Source organism: Mesorhizobium sp. B2-7-2 (assembly GCF_006440775.1).
In the GTDB taxonomy this organism is placed as follows: Bacteria; Pseudomonadota; Alphaproteobacteria; order Rhizobiales; family Rhizobiaceae; genus Mesorhizobium.
Map to the genome: position 1 here is coordinate 1 of NZ_VFTZ01000036.1, position 19,484 is coordinate 19,484.

Consider the following 19,484-nt stretch of genomic DNA (forward strand, 5'->3'; position numbering starts at 1 on the left):
GATCTCGCCCTTGAAGTCGAGCACGCCGATCATCTCGCGGCCGGTCGACTTGTTGAATTCCTCGACCTCCGGCATCGGCTCAGTCAAGAGGTACATGTGCTCCATGGCCAGCACCGGCAGCTCGACGCCGACCATGCGGCCGATCTCGCGCGCCCACAGGCCGCCGCAGTTGACGACGTGCTCGGCATGGACCGTGCCCTGCTCGGTGACGACGTTCCAGGTGCCGTCCGGCTGCTGAGTCAGGTCGACGACGCGGTTGCGCAGCACGATCTCGGCGCCGAGCTTTTTCGCCGCCTTGGAATAGGCGATGGTGGTGCCCGAAGGGTCGAGATGACCTTCGACCGGATCCCACATGGCGCCGACGAAGTTCGTCTCGTCCATCAGCGGGAACATCGCCTTGGCTTCCGAGGGCGTGATCAGCTCGGTATCCATGCCGAGATAGCGGCCCTTGGCGTGAGCCAGCCGCAGGAAGTCCATGCGCTCGGGCGTGTCGGCCATCATGACGCCGCCGGTCAGATGCAGCGAGCAGGACTGGCCGGAGAGTTCCTCGATCTCCTTGTAGAGCTGGACCGTGTAGGCCTGCAGCTTGGCGACGTTAGGGTCGCCGTTCAGCGTATGGAAGCCGCCCGCCGCATGCCAGGACGAGCCGGAGGTCAGCTCCGAGCGCTCGATCAGCATGATGTCGGTCCAGCCGGCCTTGGCGAGGTGATAGAGCACCGAACAGCCGACGACGCCGCCGCCGATGACAACCGCTTTTACGTGGGATTTCATGCAGATAGATCCGTGTTGTGCAATGTGGAGTCAGAAATGGAGATCAAGGATCAGAAATCCGTCGGCGCGCCGCCTTCGGCGCGGCGTTTCTCGACGAAGTCGTTGAGCTCCTCGCGGATGGCCGGATCCATATAGGGCTCCTCGTAGGAGGCAAGGCGCTCCTTCCAGATCTTGTTGGTGCGTTCCAGCGCTGTCGGCGAACCTGCCTCGGCCCATGTCTCGAAATTGCGCCAGTCGGAGACGATCGGCGAATAGAAGGCGGTCTTGTAACGCTGCTGCGTGTGCTGGGTGCCGAAGAAATGCCCGCCCGGGCCGACCGACTGGATGGCGTCGAAGCCGAGCGCATCCTCCGAGAGGTCGAGCGGGGTGAGGAATTCAGCCACCATCTGCAAAAGGTCGATGTCGAGGATGGTCTTTTCGTAGGAGCAGCGCAGGCCGCCTTCCAGCCAGCCGGCGCCATGCATCATCAGATTGCCGCCGCCCTGCATCGCGCCCCACAGCGAGAACACGCTTTCATAGGCGGCCTGGGCGTCGACGGTGTTGGCGGCGCAGGTGTTGGAGGTGCGGTAGGGAATTTGATAGCGTCGGGCGAGCTGGCCGCCGACGAGCTGCGCCTTCATATATTCGGGCGTGCCGAAGGCCGGCGCGCCGGACTTCATGTCGACATTGGAGGTGAAGCCGCCATAGCCGACCGGCGCGCCTTTCTTGACCATCTGCGCGAAGGCAATGCCCGAGAGCGCCTCGGCGTTCTGCTGCACCAGCGCGCCGGCGACGGTGACGGGCGCCATGGCGCCGGACAGCGTGAACGGCGTGACGATCACGACCTGGCCCATGCTCGACATCTGGATGATGCCTTCCATCATCGGCACGTCGAGCTTGAGCGGCGAATTGGTGTTGATGATGGTAAAGACCGACGGTTCCTGCATCAGCTGCTCGCGGCTGACGCCGCGCGCGATGCGGGTGATCTCGATGCCGTCGACGTTGCGTTCCTTGCCGAGCGAATAGATGTGGAAGACCTTGTCGGTCAGCATGGCGAGGTCGCGAATGCATTCCAGGTGCCGCACCGACGGATGGATGTCGATCGGCTCGACCGGATAGCCGCCGGTGCAGTGCAGGATGTTGTGCATCTGCGCCAGGCGCAGGAAGTTGCGGTAATCGGCCTGGTTGCCGGGCCTGCGGCCGCGGTCAAGGTCGGAGCAGTTCGGCGCCGAAGCCATCATCGACAGGATGACGTTGTTGCCGCCGAAGCGCAGATTATGCGCCGGATTGCGGGCATGCAGCGTGAACTCCGACGGGCAATGCGAGACAAGCTCGAGGATCATGTCGCTGTCGAAGCGCACGCGCTCCGAGCCTTCGCGCACGTCGGCGCCATGCGCCTTCATGATGCGGCGGGCCTCATCGTGCAGAACGTCGACGCCGATTTCCCTCAACACACGCAGCGAGGCGAGGTGAATTGATTCCAATTCGTCATCGGACACCAACCTGGTCGGCGTCAGCGGGTTCTTCAATTGCCGGAAGGCGGGCTGCTCGAAGGCGGCCGAGCCGCCGGCGCGCTTTCCCGCGCGGCCGCCACGGCGGGCGCGATCGGTTGCCAGTGCCGGCTCGGCGGGATGAAGGGCGGCAGTCATGAGAAGCCTCGTGAGGATGCGAATTTGGCCGGCATAATGGACTGGCCGCAATGCAGCCGGTGAGGAGGCGGCGACCACTAGGGCGAGGGAAGCGACATGACGGAAGGGGAGGCGGCCGCAGGCGATCGGACGTTCCCTTGTGCTGTTCCTTGCAGCGCCAGCGCTCCTGACAGGGACTGGCTGGAACATGCGCTTTCGGCGCCGTTGGCCCTTACGGCTGTCGCCGGTAGCGGCTAAGGCTCCGAAGATTGGAGCGGCAATGATGGCGCTGGCGGGCTCGGAAAGCGACGAGACGGTGCAGTGGGCCGCGATCACCGGCGTGATCGCGACGGTTTCCGTCTTCGCCATTGCGCAAGGGCTTTCCTATCCGCTGCTCAGCTTTATCCTGCAGCGCCAAGGCGTTTCGCCGGCGATGATCGGACTGTCGGCGGCGATGACGCCGGTCGGCTTCATCCTGTCCTCGCCGCTGATCCCGGGATTGGCGCGCCGGTTCGGGGCAGGGCGGACCGCGCTGACCTGCGCGGCGCTCTCGGCGCTGGTGCTGGCGCTGATCGGCTGGACGCAAAATGTCTATCTGTGGTTCCCGCTGCGCTTCCTGATCGGCGTAGTGACCAACCCGCTCTATGTCCTGAGCGAAATCTGGGTGATCGCTCTGGCGCCGCCGACGCGGCGCGGTCGCGTCATGGGTATCTATTCAACCATCATCTCGGCGGGCTTCGCGGCCGGGCCGCTCTGCCTGCTCGCCGTCGGCACCGAAGGCTGGCCGCCTTTCCTTGTCGGCATTCTTGCCTTCCTCTTCTGCGGCGGCTGCCTGGCCGTGGTGGTGAAGCGGCTGCCGAAAGTCGACGAGGCCGAAAACAAGGTTTCGGTGCTGGGCTTCATACCAATGGCCTGGCTGCTTCTGTCGGCGGTGATCGTCGCGGCCGGGTTCGAGCAGGCGATATTGGCGCTGCTGCCAGTCTATGGGACCCATCACGGCATTCCCGAGGCACGCATGTCGGCGCTGCTTTCCGTGATGATCGCCGGCAACATCGCCATGCAGGTGCCGCTCGGCCTGCTCGCCGAAAGGTTGACGGCGCGCCTGGTGCGGTTCGGCTGCGTGGCGGTGACCGTCCTTGGATGCGTGGCTTTGCCGGCGCTGATCGAGACGCCGCTGATCTGGGCTTGCGTCTTTATCTGGGGCGCCGTTTCCTACGGCATCTACACGATGTCGATCGTCGAGCTCGGCGAACGCTTCACCGGGTCGGCGCTGGTTGCCGGCAATGCCGCCTTCTCGCTGATGTGGGGTTTTGGCGGCATCGTCGTGCCGCCGCTCACCGGCGGCGTCATGGATGTCATCGGCGCCGCCGGCCTGCCGGTCACGCTGGGCGCCATTTGCGCCGCGCTGGCGGCGGCGACGATCGCGCGCCGGCGGGTTTTGTAATCGGTCCCGAAATGGCTCTTGAATATCGAGGCAGCGAACGCGATGTAGGCGGGGCCGCCGGATGGAGACCTGCATGACCAGCACGATGACCAAAACCCAGCTCGAATTGACCGCCGACGATCCCTACCTCTGGCTTGAGGACCGCAACGGCAAGGAAGCGCTGGACTGGGTTCATCGCCAGAATGCGCTGACGGTCGCCGAACTGCAGGGCGATCCTTCTTATCAGGCCGCGTTCGAGACCGCGCTCGACCTGATGACCGCCGAGGACAACATGCCGGTCGGGGCAGCACTTGCCGGCTACGTCTATAATTTCTGGCAGGACAAGACCAATGCGCTGGGTCTCTGGCGGCGCACAACGGTCGCGTCCTATAAGACCGACAAGCCCGATTGGGAGACGATCATCGACTTCGATCAGCTTTCCGCGAAGGAAGGCGTGAAGTGGGTGTTCGGCGGGGCGAGCCGGCTCTATCCCGATTTCAACCGCTGCCTGCTCTACATGTCGCCCGATGGCGGCGATGCCAGCGAGATGCGCGAATTCGATATCGTGACGAGGTCTTTTGTCGATGGCGGTTTTTCCGCGCGTGCTTCCAAGTCGGGCTTTTCCTGGCTGGACGAAGATACGGTGATCGTCTCCGCCGCTTTCGAGGAAGACGACAAGACGCAGTCCGGCTATCCGCGCGTGATCAAGCTGTGGCGGCGCGGCACCAAGCTTGAGGACGCCACGCCGATCCTCGAAGGCGAAAAGCAACATCTCGCGGTCGGCGGCGGCGTCGAATATGACGGCGACAAGCGGCACGTGCTGCTCGGCAAGACGCTCGACTTCTTCACCTCGCACAGTTTCCTGCGGCTGGCTTCGGGCGAGAACCGGCGCATTCCGCTGCCCGACGACGCCACCGACACGGCGATCTTCAAGGGCCAACTGATCTTCGGCGTGCGCAGCCCCTGGACGGCGCCGGACGGCACGCGCTGCCTGCCCGACGGGCTCTATTCGGTCGATTTCGATCGCTGGATCGAGAGCGGTGCCTTCGGTCCGTTCCAGACCGTGCTCGAGCCGGCGCACCGCGTTTCGATCGCCGGCCTCGCCAGGACGCAGGACCGGCTGTTCATCAACCTGATGGACAATGTGCGCGGCAAGGTCATCGCCTGCGACCGCGCCGCCGAAGGCTGGTCGCTGAAGCGGATCGCGCTGCCCGACAACGGCAATGTCGGCATCAGCCATGTCGAGCATTTCGGCTCGAGCGTCTCCTTCTCTTTCACCGATTTCCTGACGCCGAGCTCGATCATCTGGTCGGACGACAATGGCGAGACGCTTCAAACGGTGAAGTCGCAGCCGGCCCGCTTCGACGCCTCGCCTTATATCTCGGAGCAGTTCGAGGCGCGCTCGAAGGACGGCACGATGATCCCGTATTTCGTGGTGCGGCGGCGCGACCAGAAAGGGCCGGTGCCGACGCTGCTCTACGGCTATGGCGGCTTTGAAGTGCCGCTGCTGCCCGGCTATGCCGGCATTCGCGGCAAGCTCTGGCTGGACAGGGGCAACGCCTATGTCCAGGCCAACATCCGCGGCGGCGGCGAGTTTGGTCCGGCCTGGCACCAGGCGGCGCTGAAGGGCAAGCGCCAGAACGCTTTCGACGATTTCGCGGCGGTGGCCGAGGACGTGGTCCGGCGCGGCATCACCACGGCGGCGCAGCTCGGCATCCAGGGCGGCTCCAATGGCGGCCTGCTCACCGGCACGTCGCTGACGCAGCGGCCGGAGCTGTTCGGCGCGGTCATCATCGACGTGCCGCTGCTCGATATGTTGCGCTACACCGAACTGCCCCCCGGCGCCTCGTGGATCGCCGAATATGGCGACCCGTCGAAGCCCGAAGAGGCGGCCTGGCTCGGCGCCTATTCGCCCTACCAGCATGTCGCGGCCAATGTCGCCTATCCGCCCGTGCTGTTGATGACGTCCACCGCCGATGATCGCGTCCATCCCGGACATGCGCGCAAGATGGCGGCACGGCTGCAGGAGGCAGGTCACGGCAGGACGCTGTTTTTCGAGGAGACCGAAGGCGGCCATGGCGGGCGCGGCGACCGCCGGCCGCAGGCGGCGCAGACGGCGATGCGCTACATATTCCTGCAGCGGGCGCTAACCGGAACAGCTTGAATTCTAGGCCTCAGGCGGCATAAGCTGCCGCCATGATCCGCTTCAGCACTTCTGGCGCCTTCGGGGTCGCGGTGACGCCGTCACCGCGCACGCTGCGCGCCGAGCTGTTGCGGCTGTGCGCCCGCATCGGCTATTCGCCGCCCCGCTTCCTCTGACGAATCCGCCCCGGCCGCGCCGGATTGATTCAAGAGGAAAGATCAAATCCATGACCTATCAGAATTATTCGCTGAAGCAGCTTCAGCAGATCGATGCCGCGCATCACCTGCATCCCTTCACCGACCATAAGGAGCTGCGCGAGACGGGCTCGCGCATCATCACCCATGCCAACGGCCCGTTCATCTACGATGCCGACGGCACCGAAATCCTCGACGGCATGGCGGGCCTGTGGTGCGTCAATGTCGGCTATGGCCGCGACGAGCTGGCCGAGGCTGCCTACGCGCAGATGAAGGAGCTGCCTTACTACAACTCCTTCTTCAAATGTTCGACGCCGACGCCGGTGCTGTTGTCGAAGAAGCTGGCGGAGCTGGCGCCGACGCATGTCAGCCAGGTTTTCTACGGTTCGTCCGGGTCGGAGGCCAACGACACGGCGCTCAGGCTCGTGCGCCACTTTTGGGCGCTTGAAGGCAAGCCCGAGAAGAATCGCGTCATCTCGCGCAAGTCGGCCTATCACGGCTCGACGGTCGCCGGCACGTCGCTCGGCGGCATGGAGCCGATGCACAAGCAGCTCGGCGGCGCGGTGCCCAACATCGTCCATGTGATGATGCCCTATGCCTATGAGCTCGCGTTGCCCGGCGAAAGCGACCATGATTTCGGCATCCGCGCGGCCAAGGCGGTCGAGGACGCGATCCTCGAGGCCGGCGCCGACAAGGTCGCCGCCTTTATCGGCGAGCCGGTGATGGGTGCCGGCGGGGTGAAGATCCCGCCGATGAGCTACTGGCCGGAAGTGGAGCGCATCTGCCGCAAATACGACGTGCTGTTGATGCTGGACGAGGTGATCACCGGCTATGGCCGCACCGGCGAGTGGTTCGCGGCGCAGACTTTCGGCATCGAGCCCGACACCATCACCACCGCCAAGGCGCTGACCTCGGGCTACCAGCCGCTGTCGGCGCTGCTGGTCGGCGACCGCATCGCCAAGACGCTGGTCGAGAAAGGCGGCGAGTTCTACCACGGCTACACCTATTCCGGTCATCCCGTGGCTTGCGCGGTGGCGCTGAAGAACCTTGAGATCATCGAGAAGGAAGGCCTGGTCGAGCGCGTCAAGAACGACACCGGTCCCTATTTCGCGCAGGCGCTGCAGGAGCGGATCGCCGGGCATCGGCTGGTCGGCGAGGTGCGCTCGATCGGCCTGATGGGCGCGATCGAGATCGTCAAGGACAAGGCGACCAAGGAACGCTATTTGCCGTCGGGAAGTGCGGCGGTCGTCGTGCGCGACCACGCGATCGCGCAGGGCATGATGCTGCGGGCCACCGGCGACACGATGATCCTGTCGCCGCCGCTGATCTGGACGCGCGACACGATCGACATGGCTTGCGAGCGCATCGCCAAGGCGCTCGATCTCGCGGATGCCGATTTGCGGAAGCGCTGACGAGGCGAAACGCAGCCAGTCGTTCTATGGCGGAGCAAGGAGCGAAGCGACGCGCGCAGACCATAGAATCCATTCCGTGACCTCCGCCGAGGGGTGCAGCGGAGCAGAACTCTGCGCCGTTGCAGCGCTTCGAAGTCACGGCATGGATTCCAGGGTCTTCGCGACGGAGCTTCGCTCCTGCTGCGCCCTGGAATGACGAAGTTGGCGACGTTCTAAAACGCAAAAACCGCGTCCCTGCGGGAACGCGGCTTTGCCAGATACACATGGCATTTCGCTACGAGAATACTTGCGAAATTTACGGGCTCCGGTACGCGAGACCTGATCCGGAGCGCCGGGCAGACGCGATGTCCGCCTCGCAGTCCGTTTTAAAGGCACATCGTTACCGGTGCGTTAGCGAGACCTTAAGCAAATCTAAATTTGCCGGCTTCGCACCGGCAAATCGTGGAAAGAATCTTTGAAAATCAGTGGCTTATGCCGGATTTCCGCGCAAGAAATTAATAATGCCGGAAAAATCGGCGCCGGCGTGGCCTTGCGCGTTGAACAAGGCGTAGAGCTGTGTGGCTTCGGCGCCGAGCGGGGTCGCGGCGCCGGCGCCCTGCGCGGCTTCCTGCGACAATTTCAGGTCTTTCAGCATCAGCGCGGCGGCAAAGCCCGGCTTGTAGTCTCGGTTGGCCGGCGAAGCCGGCACGGGGCCGGGCACCGGGCAATAGGTGGTGAGCGACCAGCATTGGCCCGACGAGGTCGAGGCGACGTCATACAGCGCCTGGTGCGAAAGGCCCAGCTTTTCGGCCAGCACGAAGGCTTCGGCTACGCCAATCATCGAGATGCCGAGAATCATGTTGTTGCAGATCTTGGCGGCCTGGCCTGCGCCGTCGCCGCCGCAATGAACGACGCGCCCGGCCATCGGCTTCAGGATCGGCTCGGCGGCGGCAAACGCCTGATCCGAGCCACCGGCCATGAAGGTGAGGGTGCCGGCCGTGGCGCCGCCGGTCCCTCCGGAGACGGGTGCGTCGATCGACGGGTGACCATGCTTCGCGGCAATGGCATGCGCCTTGCGAGCCGATTCGACATCGATGGTCGAGGAATCGATGAACAGCCCGCCTTTCTTCGCCTTGGGCGCGATGTCCTCATAAACCGACAGCACATGCTTGCCGGCCGGCAGCATGGTGATGACGACGTCAGCGTCCTTCACCGCGGCGACGGCGTTCGCCATTACGGTCACGCCGTGCTCCTTCGCGACGGTCAGGTTGTCGGGCACAAGGTCGAAGCCCAACACCGAATGGCCAGCCTTTACCAGATTGGCAGCCATCGGATTACCCATGTTGCCGAGACCAATGAAGGCGATGGTTGCCATCGTTTTCTCCCGATTTTGCGTCAGCGCCCAATCAACATCCGCGCGATGATGACACGCATGATCTCGTTCGTGCCTTCGAGGATCTGGTGGACGCGCAGGTCGCGGACCAGCTTCTCGATGCCGTAATCGTGCAGATAACCGTAGCCGCCGTGCAATTGCAGCGCCTGATTGGCGATGTCGAAGCCGATATCGGTAACGAAGCGCTTGGCCATCGCGGACCATTTGCCGGCATCCGGCGCCTTGCGGTCGAGCTTCGAGGCGGCGGCGTAGAGGAAGATGCGGGCCGCCTGCAGCTCCGTCTCCATGTCGGCCAGCCTGAACTGCAGCGCCTGGAACTGGTTGATCTTGGAGCCGAAGGCCTTGCGCTCGGCGGTGTAGGCTAACGCCTTGTCGAGCGCCGATTGCGCGCCGCCAAGCGAACAGGCGGCGATGTTGAGCCGTCCGCCGTCGAGCCCGGCCATGGCGATGCCGAAGCCGGCGCCTTCCGCGGCAAGCAGGTTGTCGGCCGGCACCTTGCAATCCTCGAAGATGACCTGGCGGGTCGACTGCATGTGCCAGCCCATCTTGTGCTCGTTGGCGCCGAAGGACAGCCCCGGCGCATCCTTGGGCACGACGAAGGTCGAAATACCTTTCGGGCCGTCGCTGCCGGTGCGCGCCATCACGACATAGATGTCACTGTCGCCGGCGCCGGAGATGAACTGCTTGGCGCCGTTCAAGACATAGTCGCCGCCGCTCTTTACCGCGCGCGTCTTCAGCGCGGCCGCATCCGAGCCTGAACCGGGCTCGGTCAGGCAATAGCTCGCGAGCCACTCCATGGAGGTCAGTTTCGGCAGGAAGCGCTGGCGCTGCTCGTCTGAGCCGAAGCGGTCGATCATCGAGGCCGCCATGTTGTGGATGGAAATGAAGGATGAGAAGGCCGGATCGGCGTGGGCAAGCGCCTCGAAGATCAGCACGGCATCGAGCCGCCCAAGCGCCGAGCCGCCGACATCGTCGCGCACATAGATGCCGCCGAGGCCGAGCGGCCCGGTCTCGCGGATCACATCGGCGGGGAAGTGCTTTGCCTTGTCCCAATCGAGCGCGTTGGGCGCGACGCGGTCCGCCGCGAAAGCCCGGGCCATCTCCTGGATGGCGCGCTGTTCCTCGTTGAGTTCGAATTGGCCAGTGCCCGCATCGACTGCCGCGTCCATGGCGTGCTCCCTGTCGTTTCAGGCCTTCTGGCCTGTCGTTTTTGGCTTTGCGCGCCGTTCAATCTAGACCAATGATGCCGCCGCGCAACCGGGCCGTTGAGAACCGGCTGTGCATGGAATGACGAACGGAGCTCTTGCGTGCCAACAATTTTCGATGAGTTGCTGGAGCGATTGCAAGCCTATCTCGCCGGCGTCGACAACGATCTGGTGACGGATGAAGTCGCGCGCATCGGCTGGGACATGCCTGCACGTTCTCTCGAGCCGCGTGCGCTTGGCTGCCTTAGCCATCTCGATCGCATCGCCGAGTTGGCTCCGGCCGATGCCAGGCCATTGACGCGATTTGTTGCCGACCATCGGGACGAGTTGCGTTGGGGGCAGACCTATACCGAGGCCGATTTCGGGCCGAGCTTCATCGACAATTACGGCTGGCTGGAAGTGTTCGGCACACGCGGGCATTTCGTCAATGACAAGGTCGCGGCTGGCCTGCTGATCCTCGGGCCTGACATCGTCTATCCCGACCACCATCATATCGCCGAGGAGATCTACATCCCGCTGACCGGCGGCACGGAATGGCGGATGGGCGAGGGGAACTTTCATACGCGCGACGCCGGCGAGGTCATTCACCACGCCTCCAATGTCAGCCATGCCATGCGCACGGGCAAGGAACCGCTGATGGCGCTCTATCTCTGGCGCGGCGGACCGCTGGCGCAGAAATCGACCATTGGCTCAGGGGGCAGGGGCTGATGGGCAAGGCGATCATGCTGCAGGGCACCGGCTCGGATGTCGGCAAGACCGTGCTGGTGGCGGGGCTTTGCCGTGCTGCGAAGAATCGCGGGCTGAAGGTGCGGCCGTTCAAGCCGCAGAATATGTCGAACAACGCCGCCGTCGCCGATATTCCGGGCGACGACAAAGCCGGCGAAGGCGAGATCGGCCGCGGGCAATGGCTGCAGGCGCTGGCCTGCGGGGTGAGGCCGACCGTGCATATGAACCCGGTTCTGCTCAAGCCGCAGAGCGATATCGGCTCGCAAGTGGTGGTGCAGGGCAAGGTCTATGGCGAGGCGCGGGCGCGCGACTACCAGGCGTTGAAAGCCGGACTGATGGACGCGGTGCTCGATTCGTGGACGAAGGTGTCCGAGGGCGCCGACCTGGTCATCGTCGAGGGCGCGGGCTCGCCCGCCGAGATCAATCTCCGCAGCCGCGACATCGCCAATATGGGCTTTGCCACGCGCGCCAATGTGCCGGTGATCCTGGTCGGCGACATCGACCGCGGCGGCGTGATTGCGTCGGTGGCCGGCACGCACCTGATCCTGCCGGAGGAAGACCGGCGCATGATCGCCGGCTATCTCATCAACAAGTTCCGCGGCGATGTCTCGTTGTTCGACGACGGGATCAGCGCGATCGAAAAATTCACCGGTTGGCGTTGCTTCGGCGTCGTGCCGTGGCTGAAGGCGGCCGGGCGGCTGCCGTCCGAGGATTCGGTGGTGCTCGAACGCCTCGCTTCGGGCGAGAAACGGGCGCTGAAGGTTGCGGTGCCGATGCTGGCGCGCATCGCCAATTTCGACGATCTCGATCCGCTGAAAGCCGAGCCGCAGGTCGAGGTGGTGTTCGTGCCGCCGGGCAAGAGGCTGCCGGAAGATGCCGGGCTGGTGGTCATCCCCGGCTCCAAATCGACGATCGGCGATCTCCTGAAATTCCGCGAGAACGGCTGGGATCGCGATCTCCTCGCCCATCGCAAGCGCGGCGGTCATGTCGTCGGCATCTGCGGCGGCTACCAGATGCTCGGCCGCATGGTGCGCGATCCCGACGGCATCGAAGGCAGCGTCACCGAAGCCGAGGGCCTTGGCCTGCTCGACATCGAAACGGTGATGGAACCTGAGAAGACTGTGCGCAATTCAAGCGCGCATTCGGTGCAGTTCGGCCTGCCGCTCGAAGGCTACGAAATCCATCTCGGCCGCACCACCGGCCCGGACGCGGCGCGGCCATCGACAATCCTCAACGGCGTTGAGGACGGCGCGGTCTCCGCCGACGGCAAGGTCATCGGCACCTATCTGCACGGACTGTTTTCCGCCGACGCTTTTCGCGCCGCCTACCTGGAGAGCCTTGGCGTCAGGGGAGGCGGCATCGACTATCGCGCGGATGTCGAGAAGGCGCTGGACGAGGTCGCGGCCGAGCTGGAGAGACACCTCGACTGCGACGCGATTTTTGGTCTGGCGCGATAGGCCTCTCACCAACACGAGTCATTTGGTCGTCATTCTATGGCGGAGCAAGGAGCGACGCGCGCAGACCATAGAATCCATTCCGTGAGGCTAAGGCATTGCAACGGTGCAGAATTCTGCTCCGCCGCGCCCTTCGATCAAGGTCACGGAATGGATCCTCGGGTCTACGCGTCCGCTACGCTCCCGCTCCGCCCGTGGATGACGAAGTTCAGGCGCTTTCGCCAACCTCGGAGCCGCCCTGTCGCGTCGTCATTCTATGGCGGAGCAAGGAGCGAAGCGACGCGCGCAGACCATAGAATCCATTCCGTGACGTCAAAACGTTGCGAGGGTGCAGAATTCTGCGCCGCTGCGCTCTTCGATCAAGGTCACGGAATGGATCCTCGGGTCTGCGCGTCCGCTACGCTCCCGCTCCGCCCGTGGATGACGAAGTCCTTCGCCACCTGGAGCGCGGCGATAACAGAGCTACGCCTTCTCTCCCGCCTTCGGCCAGTAAGTACCGAAGGACCAGACATTGCCTTCCGGGTCGAGGCAGATGAACTCGCGGCTGCCATAGTCGCGGTCGACCAGTTCCTGGATGATTTTCGCGCCGGCCTTCTCGGCACGCGCATAGGCGGCGTCGGCGTCATCGACGGCGATGTAGATCGACTTGCCGCCGCCACCGCCGGGCGCGCCGACCATCTTGCCGTAATCGTCGTCGCGTGCCGTACCCAGCATGATCATCGAGGACCCGAAAGTGAGCTCGGCATGGTGGACGATGTCGCCCTCGCCATAGCGGGCGCGAAGTTCGAAGCCGAAGGCCTCGCTGAGCCAGTCGATCATCTTGGCGGCGTTCCTGTAGCGCAGGGCCGGATAGAGACGGGGTGCTTCGTTTGCTGTCGGCATGACAATATCCCTCGGTCGGTTGATGAATGCCAGTCTGCGCAAAGGCGGTCTCGGCGTCTTGAAGAAATGTTACCTCGCTCAGGCCTACATCGACGTTGCGAGACCGGTCGGCGTTTCGCCGGCCAACTGACGGAACTCGCGCACCAGATGCGCCTGGTCGGCGTAGCCGCAATCGGCGGCGATGTCGGCCCAGTCATGGTCCTGCCGTTTCGACTGGGACAGCGCGCGGTTGAAGCGCACGATGCGTGACAATGTCTTCGGGCCGATGCCGATCGCGTCGGTGAATCTCGCCGCCAGATGCTTGCGGCTCCAGCCGATCTCGCCGGCGAGCGTCGAAATGCGGGTGCGGCCGCCCGACGCAATGACCGCCCTGTAGGCCCAGGCGATTTCCGGTGAAAGCGCATTCGCCTCGACAAGGCGGCTGGTAATGAATCCCTCGGCAATGTCGAAGCGCGCGTTCCAATGCGATGCCTCGCCAAGCCGGTCGCGCAATGCGATGCCGTCAAAGCCCAGCGCATCGTCCAACCCGACCATGCGATCGCGCAACTCGCTCATCGGCAGGCCGAAGAACTGCCTGGCGCCAAGCGGGGTGAAATTGACCTGGACGCAGCAGGCGCCGCCAAAGGATTCGATCATGACCGGCCCGGCATAGAGGCCGGCGGCGAAGCTGGCGTAGCGGTCATTGTCGCCCGGGCTGTGGCCGAGCCCAATGGCAAAGGCTTCGGCGAAGCTGATCACCAGCGGCACGGTCAGCGAAGCATATTCGACGATGCGGAAATGGCCGGGACAGGTCTCGCGATAGCCGCAGATATCGGTGACGATGCCCGCAAGCGAGGCGGCGGGCTTGCGCCGCACCATCTCGAAATGGAGGGCGGGAGAGCGATTATCCTGGCGATGGCGCTCTGGCTCGTCGGACATGATCCGAACCTAGCAGAACACCCCCTCGAAAATCAAAAGCGCCCGGCAGGGCCGGGCGCTCCGAGTTGCCTGAGAATGCTGTGCTCAGGCGCCGCGCATCAAACAGCCGGCGGCGAGCACGATGTAGGCGATAAGCATGATCCAAACGGACGCAAGCGGAATAAATGCAAGAACGCCAAGCGCGGCAAGAAGGCCGATGATGGCGATAACCAACGAAATGATGAACACGATCTGGGTGGGCGCACTGAGATTCATGTCTGGTCCCTCCAACATGATTCGCAACACCAGAACTCTACCAGCAGGAGGCCTCACACACCAACCAGTTGGCGCAAAGGATTGGCGGGATCGGCCAAGAGCTTGATCGCGAGCGCCACGCACACGGTCACCAGCAGCGGCTTGATCAGCTTCGCGCCAATCCGGATGGCCAGGCTTGCGCCGACACGGGCGCCGATGAACTGCGCCACGCCCATCATCAAGCCGATCTTCCAATCGATGACGCCGACGGCGGCGAAAACGACGAAGCCGCCGATGTTGGAGGCGAAATTGAGCAGCTTGGTGTGCGCCGTCGCTTTGAGCACGCCGTAGCCAGCGAGCGTGACGAAGGCGAGCATGTAGAAGGAGCCGGCGCCGGGACCGAAGAGCCCGTCGTAGAAGCCGATCAGCGGCGGGACGCTCAGTCCGAACAGGAAGGGCGACAGCCGCTCGGCGCGGTCGACGTCGTCCATGTTCGGCTTCAGCGCGAAATAGAGCGCGATGGCGATCAGCAGCACCGGCAGCAGGGCGCGCATGAAATCGCCGGGCACGACGGTCGCCAAAAGCGCCCCGACCGCGCCGCCGGCAAGCGCCAGCGCGGCGGACGGCAGCTGGCGGCGCAGGTCGACCTGACCCTTGGCGGCGTAATGGATAGTGGCCGAGCCGGACCCGAACATGCCCTGCAATTTGTTAGTGCCAAGTGCTGCCACCGGCGAAAAGCCGGCGAGCAGCAGCGCCGGGATGGTGATCAGCCCGCCGCCGCCGGCGATCGAATCGACAAAGCCTGCCGCGAAAGCGGCGGCGACGAGAATAAGGACAGTCTGCAGGGTAAGGTCGATCATCGGGGAGGGGCGCCTGGAAGGAAGCCGCAGCTTCCATCATGCTCGCCCCGTTTGCGCAAGAGCGATTCCACGCCACAGCGGTTCGCCGTCACGCGCCGAACCGCTCTGTTCTTGTTTTGACCTAAATTCCGGTCGGAAGGCTACGGCGAAGTCGCCGAGCCTAAACGCTCACACTTTTCCTGGAATTGCTCTAACAATCCAATCGGAACAGCAAGGGAGCTTGGTGGCGATGGCGCTGCTTGACCAGATACGTTCGATCTTCGACGGTGACCCGGGTGTGCGCAAGGTGGCGGACGACCCTGTGCTGTCGGCGGAATTGCTGATGCTGTTCCGCATGATCCTGGCCGACGGCTCGGTCTCGGAGAGCGAGATGGTCGTCTTCCGGCATATCTGCAAGGAAGCCTTCGGCATTCCGGAGGCCAGCATCGACAGCGTCGTCGAATATCTCAACGATTATGGCTACGAGACCAACAGCTCGCAGGCGATCGCGCTGTTCCGCGACCTCGATGTCGAGCGCCGGAAGCTGCTTGCGCGCCACATGGCCGAGATCGCCAAGGCCGATGCCAGGCTGGCGGAGAGCGAGGTGAAGCTTCTGCGCCGCACGCTCGACCTGCTCGACATCAGCCCCGTCGATTTGGTGAAGCCGGAGCGCTGAAGCAATTCCAGGGCAAGGGGAAGCGGTTAGCCTCGCCGACTTCGCCATAGCCTTCCGTCGGGAATTGCCTCAAACAAGGAAGCTGGCTCACCCCTGTTCCTGCATGCGCCGCGCGATGGCGCGGTGGAGGTCAGGCGCCGCCGCGACCAGCGCCTGCGCCGCTTCCGAGCGCGGATGGTCGAGCACTTCGGCCGCCCGGCCGCGTTCGACAATCTTGCCTTCATGCATGACCAGCACCTCGTCCGCCATGGCGCGGGCGACCGTCAGGTCATGGGTGATGAAGAGATAGGCGATGCCGAGCTTCTGGTTGAGCTCGGCGAAAAGGTCGAGGATCTGGGCGCGGATCGAGACGTCCAGCGCCGATACCGGCTCGTCGGCCACCACCAGCTTCGGACGGGTGATGATGGCGCGGGCGATCGACAGGCGCTGGCGCTGGCCGCCGGAGAATTCATGCGGGTATTTGTCCATGTCGCGCTGGCTAAGGCCGACTTCCTGCAGCGCATGCGCGACCATCTCGCGGCGCTCGGCCTTTGCCGGCTGCTTTTCCAGAAGATGCAGCGGCTCGGCCACCAGCTTCTCGACCTTCTGGCGCGGGTCGAAGGAACCGTAGGGATCCTGGAACACGACCTGCATGTCGCGTCGGGCCGGCTTCAGCGTCGACTCCGGCTTGCCGGTGATGGGCTCGCCGCGAAAGCGGATCGTGCCCGCCGTCGGCTTGTCCAAGGCGAGGATCATGCGGGCAAGCGTGGACTTGCCGCAGCCCGAGCGGCCGACGAGCGCCACCGATTGCGCGGGCTCGATGGTGAGCGAGACATCGTCGACGGCGCGGATCGGTTGCGCCGGTCGGAACAGCGATTTGCGCCGTCCCGGATAGTCCCGGCCGACGCCCTCGACTTCGAGCAGGGGTTTTGCCGATCCGGCAAGGTGCGGTTTCGGACGCGCCGGCACATGCATCGAGGCCAATGCCAGCTCGCGCGTATAGGGATGCTGTTGCTCCGACAAGGTCCGGGCGGTGTCGCCGGCTTCCATCACTTCGCCGTTGCGCAGGATGGTCAGGCGATCGGCCATCTCGGTCACCACGGCGAGGTCGTGCGAGATGAGCAGCAACCCCATGCGGTGCTCGCTGACCAGGTCGCGCAAAAGGTCGAGGATCTGCGCCTGCAGCACCACGTCGAGCGCCGTCGTCGGCTCGTCGGCGATCAGCAGCTTCGGCTTCAGCGCGCAGGCGATGGCGATGACGACGCGCTGGCGCTGGCCGCCCGATAGTTCGTGCGGATAGCGCGACAGCGGGAATTTGGCCTCGGGCAGGCCGACGCGGTCGAGGATTTTTCGTGCGCGCTCCTCGGCCTCGGCGCGGCCCGCCTTGGTGTGCCAGCGAATGCCCTCGGCGACCTGCTCGCCGATCGTCTTGACCGGGTTCAACGCTGTCATCGGCTCCTGGAAGACCATGCCGATATCGTCGCCGCGCAAGGCGCACATCTGGTCCTCGCTCGCGCCGAGGATGTCGATGCTGTCGAAGGCGACGCGGCCCTCGGCGCGGGCCAGATGCGGCAGCAGCCGCATGACTGTCAGCGCCGTCATCGACTTGCCGGAGCCGGATTCGCCGACCAGGCCGACGACCTCGCCCGGTGCGATCGTCAGCTCGACGCCTTTCAGGATCGGCGTATCGCCGATCGAAAGCGACAGGTTTTCGATCTCGAGCAGATTCATCTGCGCCGCCGCGATTTCGGATCGAGGATGTCGGCAATGCCGTCGCCGAGCAGGTTCAGCCCAAGCACGGTGATCACGATCGCCATGCCGGGGAAGATCGCCATCCAGGGCGCGATCACCATGCGCGTCTGCGCGTCGAACAGCATGCGGCCCCAGCTCGGCATCGGCGGCTGGGCGCCGAGGCCGACATAGGAGAGCCCGGCTTCGGCGAGGATGCCCAGCGCGAACTGGATCGTGCCCTGGACCAGCAGCAGCGTCGCGATGTTGGGCAGGACGTGCTCGACGGTGATCTGTGTCATGCCCTTGCCGGCGGCGCGCGCGGCAAGGATGAATTCGCGCGGCCAGATGGCTAAAGCGCCCGCGCGGGCGACACGCGCGAAGACAGGTATGTTGAAGATGCCGATGGCAATAATGGCATTGACGGCGCCCGGACCGAAGATCGCGGTGATCATGATTGCCGAAAGCAGCGCCGGAAAGGCGAAGACGAGATCGTTGAGGCGCATCAGCGCCTCGTCGACTATCCCGCCGCGCGCCGCGGCGACGGCGCCGAGCGGCACACCGATGCCCATGCCGATGCCGACCGCGACCAACGCCACGGCGATCGAGTTGCGGGCGCCAACCATGATCATCGACAGGATGTCGCGGCCGAAATGGTCGGTGCCGAACCAGTGCGCCCAAGAGGGCGGCTGCGTCTTGTCGGCGATCACCAACCTGCTGACGTCGTAAGGCGTCCAGACAAAGGAGAGGAGCGCGACGGCCACAACCAGCAGCGTGATGATCAAGCCGATCAGGAAGGAGCGGTTGCCGAAGGCCTTGGCCAGCACGCCGGCAAGCGTTTCTTCGGGCAGGTCGACGCGCAGAGTCATTGCCGGCCTCTCGAGCGGTTCCGCGTTTCGCGGAATCGCTGAACCGCTCTCAGTATTTGTTTTGGCGCAATTCCGGACGGAAAACCGCTACGCACTTTTCCTGGAATTGCTCTAAGCCGCGGGTCGACGATGGCGTAGGAGAAATCGACGATGAGGTTGATCAGGATCACGGCGGCGACCAACAGCATGACGATGCTCTCGACCACGATCAGGTCGCGCTGGGTGATCGCCTGAAAGATCAGCCGGCCGAGACCAGGCAGGTAAAAGACGTTCTCGATGATGATGGTGCCGGCAAGCAGGAAAGCGAATTGCAGGCCGAGGATGGTGAGCACCGGGATCATGGCGTTGCGCAGCGCGTGGCGCCAGAGCACGGTGCGATAGGGCAGGCCCTTGGCGCGCGCGGTGCGGATATAGTCCTCGTTGAGCACCTCGATCAGCGCCGAGCGGGCGACGCGTCCGAGGATCGCCGCCTGCGGCAGCGCGAGCGCGATGGCGGGCAGGAACAGCGATTTCAGCGCCGTCCAGATGCCGGCGCTCCAGCCGGGGAAACCGCCGGCGGGCACCAGCCGCAGCCATACGGCAAACAGATAGATCAGGATCAGCGCGAACCAGAAATTCGGCACGGCGACGCCGAGCTGGGCGGCACCCATGGCGAGCGTGTCGCCGGCACGGCCCTGGCGGCTGGCGGAGAACACGCCGACCGGAATGGCGATGATGGTCGAGAGCGCCAGCGCGATCAGCGCCAGCGGCAGGGAGACGACGACGCGTTCGCGCACCAGATCGATGACGGGCACCGAATAGGTGTAGGAGCGGCCGAAATCGAGGCTGAGCAAGCCTCCCGCCCAGTGGAGATAGCGCAGCACCAATGGCGCGTTCAGCCCCATCTGGTTGCGCAGCACCTCGACCTGGTCGGCGCTGGCATTGAGGCCCAGCATCAGGCGCGCCGGGTCGCCGGGCAGGATCTCCATGACCGCGAACACCACGATCGAGGCCAGCACCAGGGTGAGGGCGGCGATGATGATGCGTTTCAGGAGATAGGCGGTCATGGGAGG

18 protein-coding genes are annotated in these 19,484 nt (G+C 64.5%); 7 read left to right on the top strand and 11 right to left on the bottom strand.

Going from position 1 to position 19,484, the window contains the following annotated elements; all coding sequences use genetic code 11:
- The coding region (locus FJ425_RS29335; RefSeq protein ID WP_140727683.1) for an FAD-binding oxidoreductase at window positions 1-771 on the bottom strand (771 nt) is incomplete at its 3' end.
- Between the two features lie 50 nt (window positions 772-821).
- Complete coding sequence (locus tag FJ425_RS29340) at window positions 822-2,399, bottom strand: trimethylamine methyltransferase family protein (protein ID WP_140627116.1); 1,578 nt, start codon at window positions 2,397-2,399, stop codon at window positions 822-824.
- A gap of 262 nt (window positions 2,400-2,661) precedes the next feature.
- Here FJ425_RS29340 and FJ425_RS29345 point away from each other — a divergent pair, with 262 nt between their 5' ends.
- From FJ425_RS29345 to FJ425_RS29360, 4 genes are all read left to right on the top strand, one after another.
- A complete protein-coding gene (locus FJ425_RS29345) occupies window positions 2,662-3,822 on the top strand; it encodes an MFS transporter (RefSeq protein ID WP_140727700.1) in 1,161 nt (386 codons plus the stop codon).
- Window positions 3,823-3,895: 73 nt separating this feature from the next.
- The gene (locus tag FJ425_RS29350; RefSeq protein WP_140627118.1) at window positions 3,896-5,965 is read left to right on the top strand and encodes a prolyl oligopeptidase family protein; all 2,070 of its coding nucleotides are present in this window, start codon (window positions 3,896-3,898) and stop codon (window positions 5,963-5,965) included.
- Window positions 5,966-5,997: 32 nt separating this feature from the next.
- Entirely contained in the window at window positions 5,998-6,120 is a 123-nt protein-coding gene (locus FJ425_RS29355) for a hypothetical protein (RefSeq protein WP_040969798.1), read from the top strand.
- A 50-nt stretch (window positions 6,121-6,170) separates the two neighbouring features.
- A complete protein-coding gene (locus FJ425_RS29360) occupies window positions 6,171-7,550 on the top strand; it encodes an aspartate aminotransferase family protein (protein ID WP_140627120.1) in 1,380 nt (459 codons plus the stop codon).
- A gap of 469 nt (window positions 7,551-8,019) precedes the next feature.
- On the opposite strand, the gene mmsB is transcribed toward FJ425_RS29360, so the two are convergent.
- Together mmsB and FJ425_RS29375 are read right to left on the bottom strand one after the other, a co-directional pair.
- Complete coding sequence (gene mmsB / locus FJ425_RS29370) at window positions 8,020-8,904, bottom strand: 3-hydroxyisobutyrate dehydrogenase (RefSeq protein WP_140727685.1); 885 nt, start codon at window positions 8,902-8,904, stop codon at window positions 8,020-8,022.
- Window positions 8,905-8,924: 20 nt separating this feature from the next.
- Window positions 8,925-10,091 (bottom strand): isobutyryl-CoA dehydrogenase, encoded by a 1,167-nt coding sequence (locus tag FJ425_RS29375; RefSeq protein WP_140727687.1) that lies wholly within the window; start codon window positions 10,089-10,091, stop codon window positions 8,925-8,927.
- 138 nt (window positions 10,092-10,229) lie between these two features.
- Between FJ425_RS29375 and FJ425_RS29380 the strand changes: the two genes are divergently transcribed.
- Both FJ425_RS29380 and FJ425_RS29385 read left to right on the top strand, forming a co-directional pair.
- Window positions 10,230-10,835 (top strand): dimethylsulfonioproprionate lyase family protein, encoded by a 606-nt coding sequence (locus FJ425_RS29380; RefSeq protein WP_140627129.1) that lies wholly within the window; start codon window positions 10,230-10,232, stop codon window positions 10,833-10,835.
- Window positions 10,835-12,310, top strand: coding sequence for a cobyric acid synthase (locus tag FJ425_RS29385; protein ID WP_140727688.1), 1,476 nt, complete (start codon window positions 10,835-10,837; stop codon window positions 12,308-12,310). Before FJ425_RS29380 ends, FJ425_RS29385 begins: the two co-directional genes overlap by 1 nt.
- Before the next feature lie 459 nt (window positions 12,311-12,769).
- On the opposite strand, the gene FJ425_RS29390 is transcribed toward FJ425_RS29385, so the two are convergent.
- The 4 genes from FJ425_RS29390 to FJ425_RS29405 all read right to left on the bottom strand — a co-directional run bounded on the left by FJ425_RS29390 (window position 12,770) and on the right by FJ425_RS29405 (window position 15,201).
- Window positions 12,770-13,189 carry a VOC family protein gene (locus FJ425_RS29390; RefSeq protein ID WP_140627132.1) on the bottom strand — a complete coding sequence of 140 codons (420 nt, stop codon included), beginning with the start codon at window positions 13,187-13,189 and terminating at the stop codon, window positions 12,770-12,772.
- An 84-nt stretch (window positions 13,190-13,273) separates the two neighbouring features.
- Window positions 13,274-14,107, bottom strand: a complete 834-nt coding sequence (locus tag FJ425_RS29395) for an AraC family transcriptional regulator (RefSeq protein WP_140543627.1) — start codon at window positions 14,105-14,107, stop codon at window positions 13,274-13,276.
- A gap of 84 nt (window positions 14,108-14,191) precedes the next feature.
- Window positions 14,192-14,362, bottom strand: coding sequence for a hypothetical protein (locus FJ425_RS29400; protein ID WP_112127440.1), 171 nt, complete (start codon window positions 14,360-14,362; stop codon window positions 14,192-14,194).
- Window positions 14,363-14,415: 53 nt separating this feature from the next.
- Complete coding sequence (locus FJ425_RS29405) at window positions 14,416-15,201, bottom strand: TSUP family transporter (protein ID WP_140627134.1); 786 nt, start codon at window positions 15,199-15,201, stop codon at window positions 14,416-14,418.
- A gap of 223 nt (window positions 15,202-15,424) precedes the next feature.
- Between FJ425_RS29405 and FJ425_RS29410 the strand changes: the two genes are divergently transcribed.
- Window positions 15,425-15,856, top strand: a complete 432-nt coding sequence (locus FJ425_RS29410) for a TerB family tellurite resistance protein (protein WP_140727690.1) — start codon at window positions 15,425-15,427, stop codon at window positions 15,854-15,856.
- 87 nt (window positions 15,857-15,943) lie between these two features.
- Here the strand turns inward: FJ425_RS29410 and FJ425_RS29415 are convergent, their stop codons facing one another.
- The 3 genes from FJ425_RS29415 to FJ425_RS29425 are packed head-to-tail and all read right to left on the bottom strand — an operon-like array spanning window position 15,944 to window position 19,478.
- On the bottom strand, window positions 15,944-17,566 hold the full coding sequence (locus tag FJ425_RS29415) for a dipeptide ABC transporter ATP-binding protein (protein ID WP_140627138.1): 1,623 nt from the start codon (window positions 17,564-17,566) through the stop codon (window positions 15,944-15,946).
- On the bottom strand, window positions 17,563-18,432 hold the full coding sequence (locus FJ425_RS29420) for an ABC transporter permease (protein WP_140627140.1): 870 nt from the start codon (window positions 18,430-18,432) through the stop codon (window positions 17,563-17,565). Before FJ425_RS29420 ends, FJ425_RS29415 begins: the two co-directional genes overlap by 4 nt.
- Window positions 18,429-19,478 (bottom strand): ABC transporter permease, encoded by a 1,050-nt coding sequence (locus FJ425_RS29425; protein ID WP_246673163.1) that lies wholly within the window; start codon window positions 19,476-19,478, stop codon window positions 18,429-18,431. Before FJ425_RS29425 ends, FJ425_RS29420 begins: the two co-directional genes overlap by 4 nt.
- Window positions 19,479-19,484: the final 6 nt, after the last annotated feature.